General features: G+C 57.4%; 6 protein-coding genes. 1 reads left to right on the forward strand and 5 read right to left on the reverse strand.

The features are described 5' to 3' along the window. Positions 1 to 131 precede the first annotated feature (131 nt). Complete coding sequence (locus R6U20_RS04075) at positions 132 to 1418, forward strand: sigma-54-dependent transcriptional regulator (RefSeq protein ID WP_410336593.1); 1287 nt, start codon at positions 132 to 134, stop codon at positions 1416 to 1418. Here R6U20_RS04075 and R6U20_RS04080 read toward each other — a convergent pair. The 5 genes from R6U20_RS04080 to R6U20_RS04100 all read right to left on the reverse strand — a co-directional run bounded on the left by R6U20_RS04080 (position 1365) and on the right by R6U20_RS04100 (position 6801). Next, positions 1365 to 2561, reverse strand: a complete 1197-nt coding sequence (locus R6U20_RS04080; RefSeq protein WP_410336594.1) for a peptidoglycan D,D-transpeptidase FtsI family protein — start codon at positions 2559 to 2561, stop codon at positions 1365 to 1367. The genes R6U20_RS04075 and R6U20_RS04080 overlap by 54 nt on opposite strands. Positions 2562 to 2632: 71 nt before the next feature. Continuing rightward, on the reverse strand, positions 2633 to 3049 hold the full coding sequence (locus R6U20_RS04085; RefSeq protein ID WP_410336595.1) for a hypothetical protein: 417 nt from the start codon (positions 3047 to 3049) through the stop codon (positions 2633 to 2635). Positions 3050 to 3110: 61 nt separating this feature from the next. Then, the gene (rsmH, locus tag R6U20_RS04090; RefSeq protein WP_410336596.1) at positions 3111 to 4100 is read right to left on the reverse strand and encodes a 16S rRNA (cytosine(1402)-N(4))-methyltransferase RsmH; all 990 of its coding nucleotides are present in this window, start codon (positions 4098 to 4100) and stop codon (positions 3111 to 3113) included. 276 nt (positions 4101 to 4376) lie between these two features. Further along, complete coding sequence (locus R6U20_RS04095) at positions 4377 to 6068, reverse strand: CTP synthase (RefSeq protein ID WP_410336597.1); 1692 nt, start codon at positions 6066 to 6068, stop codon at positions 4377 to 4379. Between the two features lie 151 nt (positions 6069 to 6219). Next, positions 6220 to 6801 carry a coiled-coil domain-containing protein gene (locus tag R6U20_RS04100; RefSeq protein WP_410336598.1) on the reverse strand — a complete coding sequence of 194 codons (582 nt, stop codon included), beginning with the start codon at positions 6799 to 6801 and terminating at the stop codon, positions 6220 to 6222. Positions 6802 to 6885 lie beyond the last annotated feature (84 nt).

The following is a 6885-nucleotide window of genomic DNA, read 5'->3' on the forward strand; positions in this document are numbered from 1 at the left end:
CCAGATCGAGAGCGCGCAGGCGGTCGACGTGAGCGCCGAGGAGAAAAAGCGGATCCGGGAGTTCGCGCAGGCGGAACTCGATGAGGCGGCGGATTCCGATACGGACTGATCCCTGGTATGGGAATCTCCTTATGCATCACCTATCACTCAACCCGGATTACGATCTCAGTTTATACACGACTGGGAAAGAGGTACTGAAGGCATTACCGGATGATCCGGATCTACTCTGTATGGATTACGGCTTACCGGATATTGAGGGCGAAAAGCTCATCAAACAAATCCTTAAAGTTCAATCAGACCTCCCCATCATCGTCATCAGTGGACAGGAAGACATCTCAGTAGCTGTAAGTCTACTAAAAACCGGGGCCAAGGACTATATCGTAAAAGACGACCACGCAAAGGATATCCTCTGGAAGTCTATAATAAATATTCGGGAAAACTTATCCCTGAGGAAAGAAGTCGAGAAGCTTCAGGAAGAACTCAAAGTAAAGTATGATTTTGAAGATAATATCATTGGTCAGAGCCCGGCGATAAAGAAAACATTCAAGCTCGTTCAGAAGGCCATCAAAACCAATATTAATGTGTCCCTCACCGGAGAAACCGGAACGGGAAAAGAGGTCTACGCTAAAGCCATTCACTTTAATAGCAAACGCCGAAAGCAGCCTTTTGTAGCTGTCAATATGGGCGCCATATCGAAAGATTTAGCCGAAAGTGAATTGTTTGGACATGAAAAAGGTGCCTTTACCGGAGCCGCCGGAACAAAAAAAGGCAAGTTTGAAGAGGCCGATGGCGGCACCTTGTTTTTAGATGAAATTGCAGAAATGGATCTCGGCCTGCAAACAAAACTTCTTCGGGTCCTGCAGGAACGAGAAGTAGTGCGCGTAGGAGGAAACAAACCCCTCCCCATAGATATTCGACTAATTAGTGCCACGCACAAAAACCTAACGGATGAAGTAAAAGAAGGAAACTTTCGGGAAGATCTGTATTTCCGCATCATTGGTTTGCCAATTGAACTTCCACCCCTTCGAGATCGCGATAATGATGTCCTTATTTTGGCAAAACACTTTATTGAAGCGTTCTCAAAAGACAATCAGGAAGCTACTCCCTCCTTGTCCTCCGAAGCCAAGAAAAAACTTAAAGAATATCCCTTTCCGGGAAATGTCCGTGAATTAAAGGCCGCTGTTGAATTAGCCTGTGTGATGTCTGAAAATCAAATTATTACAGAAGAAGACCTCACCTTTTCGCAGATTTCAAATAAGCCCTTTTTCGCCATGAGCGATAAAACACTAAAAGAGTACAATAACGAAATCATTTCCTATTTTCTGGACAAAAATGATGGAAATGTACTCCAGACAGCCAAAAAACTAGACCCTCCACGCCGAAGGGCGCCGCACCACGCCGGTCGCCTCGCCCGGTAGGTCGATCCAGGTGGGCTGTGTAAAGCCAAAGTTGCGCGCATACTGATAGAGAATACCGGGCTCGATGCGATTTGCCACCTCGGCCGTACCTACGTTGCTGGACTTGGCCAGCACCTCCCGAAAGGGGATGGAGCCGTACGCACTGATGTCGCGCATGGTGTATCCTGAGTACACCGCCCAGCCATCGCCCGTGTCGATGGTATCATCGAGCGCCACGTAGTCGTTTTCGAGCGCTGCTGCTGCGGTCACAAACTTGAAGGTGGAGCCTGGCTCAAAGCGGTCGGTAATGGCGCGGTTGCGGCGCTGCCGTTCAGAGTAAGCCGCAGCCCGGTTCGGGTTGTAGGTTGGCGTGTTCGCCATCGCCAGAATAGCTCCGGTGTTTGGATCCATAGCAATGGCGGTGCCCCATGATGCTCGTTGCGCTTCCACCCCTCGCTCCAACTCATCTTCGAGCGCCACCTGTCGCATCCGGTCAATAGTCAGCACCAGGCTCTCCCCTTGCTCCGGGGGCACCTCGCGGCCGCCCACCAGCGCTTTGATGCGCCCGCGCCGGTCGCGCTGCACAGCCCGCGAACCGGGCGTACCTTCCAGGTACTCATCGTATTGCAATTCCAACCCTGCCAGGCCCTGCCCTTCGTTGCCCACATGGCCCAGCACATGAGCCGCCACCGAGCCATGGCTGTAAGTTCGCGCAAACCGAGGGGTCAAGATCATACCGGGCACCGGCCACTGTTCAATGGTCGTGCGCTGCTCTTCGTCGAGCCCACGCACCAGCAGCACGTACTGCGAACTGCTCCGGGTCTGCACGCGCTCGCGGTACCGATCGGCTTGTCCACCAGTAACTTCGGCCAACGCATCATAGAACTGATCGGCCTGTTCATCAAAGCCGTCTACGGTAGGGTCGAGCGCCAGGTTGTACTCCGCCGTGTTGATGGCCAGCGCATGCCCATTCCGGTCTAAGATTGCGCCTCGCATCGCCGGAATGACCTGCTCGGAGCGGGCCTGCTGTTCTCCTTGCTCACGCAACGCCTCCCCCTCGGCCAGGTAGATGAGTCCAATCCGGCCAACGATAAAAAATGGCACCAGTCCCAACAAGATCAGGACGACGTACATCCGGATGTGTATGGCATCACGAGCGTTCAAAGTGGAGTACCGCTAACAAGTGAGTCAGGAGAGCAAATAGGGAGGCCCTAGCCAAATCATGACACCGGCCGTCAGGGCGCCGGAACGGTCGGGCCAAACGATACAGTTTCTTCCATACCCAGTGCGCGCGCCCGGCGGTGCACCAGTGCCGGCCCAGTCTGGCGGGCGTATTCGCCTTGCAGGTAATTATGTTGGATATGCAGCGATCGGTTCTCGGCTTCAGCCTGCTGCACATCCGCCAGGAGCTCCTGCGTAGCGTGCACATGGCCTACGTATGCGGTAAAGGCCGCCGCCAGCATGACCACGATTATCGCAAAGCGAATGGTAGACACGCGCTGCAGAAACGCGTCATCAGACCGGGGCGCATAGCGCTGGGTGTTCGTGTTTTCAAGATCCGTCCACGTAGGCAAGGCCGTGCCGTGCCGCTGCCAGTTGCTCCCCGATTTCGAGGCCCCCGATGGTGCATCGGATGAAGAGAACAAGGCCATATCGCAGTAGTGGCAAAGGAAACAAAGAAACAAAAGCGATCAGGGGGCGGCATTAGCCGCTTTATGGCATTGGCGGCCCCATCTCCTCGGTCGATTGCCGTTCGGCAATGCGCAGCCGGGCGCTACGGGCTCGCGGATTTGCCTCGATCTCAGCATCGGTCGCCGTTTGGGGCGAGGCATCGATCGGTGCAAACGGAGCAATGAGCGTGCCGTACAGGTCACGCTTCGGAGTGCCATCGAAGTTCCCGTAGCGCAGAAAGCGCTTGGCACGGCGGTCTTCCAACGAATGGTAGCTAAGCACAGCAATGCGTCGCCCTGTAGGCAGCACCGTGACACTGTCTTCAAGCACCGACTCAAGCGCATCCAACTCGCCGTTTACGGCAATGCGGAGCCCTTGAAAGACGCGCGCCAGCGTTTTGGTGACGACATGATCCGGCACGTCATCGCGAATCGCCCCGGCCAGGTCGGCCGTCGTGTCGAGCGGACGCGCTTCGAGGATGGCGGTGGCCAGCGCCCCGGCGTAGCGCTCTTCGCCATAGCGACGCAGCACATCGGCCAGGTCGCCGTGGCCCCACTCGTTCACGATAGTTCGCGCAGTAAGACGCCCCTCTGGATCCATACGCATGTCGAGCGGCCCTTCGGCTTGAAAGCTGAACCCCCGCTCGGGCTCATCAATCTGATGCGAGGACACGCCCAAATCAAGCAGCAGTCCATCGACCTCGGCAAAGCCTGCATCGCGGAGCAGGCGCGGCAGCGCACGAAAGTTGCCGCGCACCAGATGCAGACGGTTGGCCTTCACAGCGTCGGGCAGTCGGTCGCGCACCGCGTTGAGCGCCTCCGGATCTTGATCAATGGCCACTACGCATCCCTCTGGTGCCAGCGCGTCGAGCAAGGCCTCGGTATGACCGCCGCCCCCCGCGGTGGCATCCACGTAGCACCCCGTGGGGGTGGTAATAAGCCCTGCACACACTTCCGTGGCCATCACAGGCGCGTGATAGTCCGTCGCGTAGGTGCCAGATGCAGATTGGGGGGATGCAGAGGCATTCGGCATACAGACAAAGGGTAGAGCAAGATTGGGTGGGAGGAGCACCGCTGGGGCATGCCGTACTGTAACGTAGTGCCTTAGCGGGAATACGCATCCAATTTTATGTGCACTGTAGCCTTGCAAGGTAAGGCATCAAAAGCAAATGTCAAGCTACAGCGGGCGTTTCGCGGTGGATTTCACGGCTCCGGCGCATGCATCCCGTATCCGCTTGCCTGAACGCGGGGGATGCAGGTCGGGTTTGTACCGCCGTGGAGGTACCGGGCAGACGGCTTCAGACCGCAGCTACATATCTGCGGAAGCCAGTGGATTAACCTCGTGCGGCTGTGGGGGCTGCGGTTCAGCAAGCAGATCGTGCTCAGTAGCATACGTAGCACACGCCTGCACAAACGATCGGAAGAGCGGGTGCGGGTTGCCTACGGTTGTGCGGTACTCAGGATGAAACTGCACGCCTACAAACCAGCGCTTTTCGGGCAACTCCACAATCTCGACCAGATCCAGGTCCGGGTTGATGCCGGTGAAATGCATCCCCGCCTCGCGCAGCTTGTAGCGCAGCACATTGTTCACCTCATAGCGATGGCGATGGCGCTCGTGCACGGTATCGGTTCCATACGCCTCGTTGGCGGTCGAGTCGGGGTAGATGTCGCAGGCATACTGGCCCAGCCGCATGGTGCCGCCCATTTCCGACACGTTCTTCTGCTCTTCCATCATGTCGATGACCGGATGCGGCGTGTCGTCATCGAACTCGGTCGAGTGCGCTTCGGGCCAGCCGCACACGTGGCGCGCGTACTCAATCACGGCGCACTGCAGCCCCAGGCAGATGCCAAAGAACGGGATGTCATGTTCGCGCACATACCGAATCGCCTCCAGCTTCCCATCAATGCCGCGGTCGCCAAAGCCGGGAGCTACGAGCACCCCCGCTACATCGCCAAGACGTTCTTCCACATTTTCGTCGGTCAGCATATCCGACAGCACAAATTGGATATCCACCTGCAAGCCCTCGGGCACACCCGAAAGCATCAGGCTCTCGGTGATCGATTTGTACGCGTCCTGGTGCTCTACGTACTTGCCGACGAGCGCTATGGTTAGAGTGGATTCCGGGTTTTTGAGACGACGCAGAAACTCGATCCAGGCGCTCAAGTCCGGAACCGCCGTCATGTTCGACTGCTCGGCCTCGCTGAAGAGGCGATCGACCACCAGCGTGCCCAGCCCCTCTTCTTGAAGCAGCAGCGGCACCTCGTAGATCGTCTCGGCATCCAGCATAGGCGTAACCGCATTGGGCGGCACGTTGCAGAAGAGTGCAATCTTCTCGCGAATGGACCGGTCGAGCGGCTGCTCAGAGCGGCACACGAGCAGGTCGGGCTGCAAGCCGTAGCCGAGCATTGTTTTGACGGAGTGCTGCGTGGGCTTGGTCTTGAGCTCGCCCGCAGCGCGCAGGTGCGGTACCAGGGTAAGGTGCGCGATGAGTGTGTGCGGCTTGAGTTCGTTGCGAAGCTGCCGGATGGCCTCCAGGTATGGCTGGCTCTCGATGTCGCCCACGGTGCCGCCGATCTCGGTGATGACAACGTCGTAGTCGCCACTGGTGCCGAGCTTGCGCATCCAGTGCTTAATCTCGTCGATAATGTGGGGCACTACCTGCACGGTTTTGCCCAGGTAGGCGCCCTCGCGCTCTTTGGTGATAACCTCCAGGTAGACGCGCCCGGTGGTCACGTTGTTGGCCTGACTCATGGGACGGCCCAGAAAGCGCTCGTAGTGGCCCAGGTCCAGGTCGGTTTCGGCGCCGTCATCCGTTACGAACACCTCGCCGTGCTCGTACGGGTTCATGGTGCCCGGATCCACGTTGATGTACGGGTCGAACTTCTGGATGGTGACGCGCAGTCCCCGCGCTTCAAGGAGGCGCCCCAGCGATGCGCTAAAAATGCCCTTGCCCAGCGACGAGGTTACGCCGCCGGTTACGAAAATATATTTGGTATCCACAGGTAGAGGCAGAACGATGCAGCAAAAATGCGAACGAAGAACCACAGCCAAGATAGGCCCCTGCACCGGTCGTTATCAACGGCAGGGGACACCGAAATGCGGGAAAAGCATGTGGAGAGCGCACGAGAACGGAGGTATTGCGGTGCAAACGTCACAGCACGTACTCAAAGAGCGTGAGCAGCACCGTGATGAATGCCGCAATGCCGAGCATCCACTGCAACATCTGGCGGCGCATCTGCTCCATTTCAAGGCGGAGCTGCTCGATATTTTTTCCAAGCCGCTTTTCAGTGGAGGTGATTTTTGAATCCAACTGCTGCTCGGACGCTGTGATCTTCGACTCCAGCCGCTGCTCGGACGCCACGATTTTCGACTCCAACTGCTGCTCTAACGCCATGATTTCCGACTCCAGCCGCTGCTCCGATGCCACGATCTCCGACTCCAACCGCTGCTCTGACGCCACGATTTTCGACTCCAGCCGCTGCTCCGATGCCACGATTTTCGACTCCAACCGCTGCTCTGACGCCACGACTTCCGACTCCAACCGCTGCTCCAGGCGTTCTTCGGTGGCTTGCAGACGCAACAGAACTTCCCGCTTGGCAGCCTTCACATCGCTGGCGGTGGCCCCCCGCTCTTCGGACTGCGCGATTAGCTCCACAATGCCCTCGGCCTGCCGGTCGTCCAGGCCGTACTCCTCCACCAGGCGCCGCTTCGATTTTAGCGTGTCGATCGGCATACGTATTCGGGGCTCGTATCACAGAAAATCCTGACTTCAAGGCTACAGCACGTACTCAAAAAGCGTGAGCAGCACCGTGATGAA

The organism is Longimonas sp. (genome assembly GCF_046498435.1).
Lineage (GTDB): Bacteria > Bacteroidota > Rhodothermia > Rhodothermales > Salinibacteraceae > Longimonas.

Excerpts from the sequence above, each read along its gene's own strand:
- R6U20_RS04075 (WP_410336593.1), top strand. The coding sequence starts at position 132 with ATGCATCACCTATCACTCAACCCGGATTACGATCTCAGTTTATACACG.
- R6U20_RS04085 (WP_410336595.1), bottom strand. The coding sequence starts at position 3,049 with ATGGCCTTGTTCTCTTCATCCGATGCACCATCGGGGGCCTCGAAATCG.
- rsmH (WP_410336596.1), bottom strand. The coding sequence starts at position 4,100 with ATGCCGAATGCCTCTGCATCCCCCCAATCTGCATCTGGCACCTACGCG.
- R6U20_RS04100 (WP_410336598.1), bottom strand. The coding sequence starts at position 6,801 with ATGCCGATCGACACGCTAAAATCGAAGCGGCGCCTGGTGGAGGAGTAC.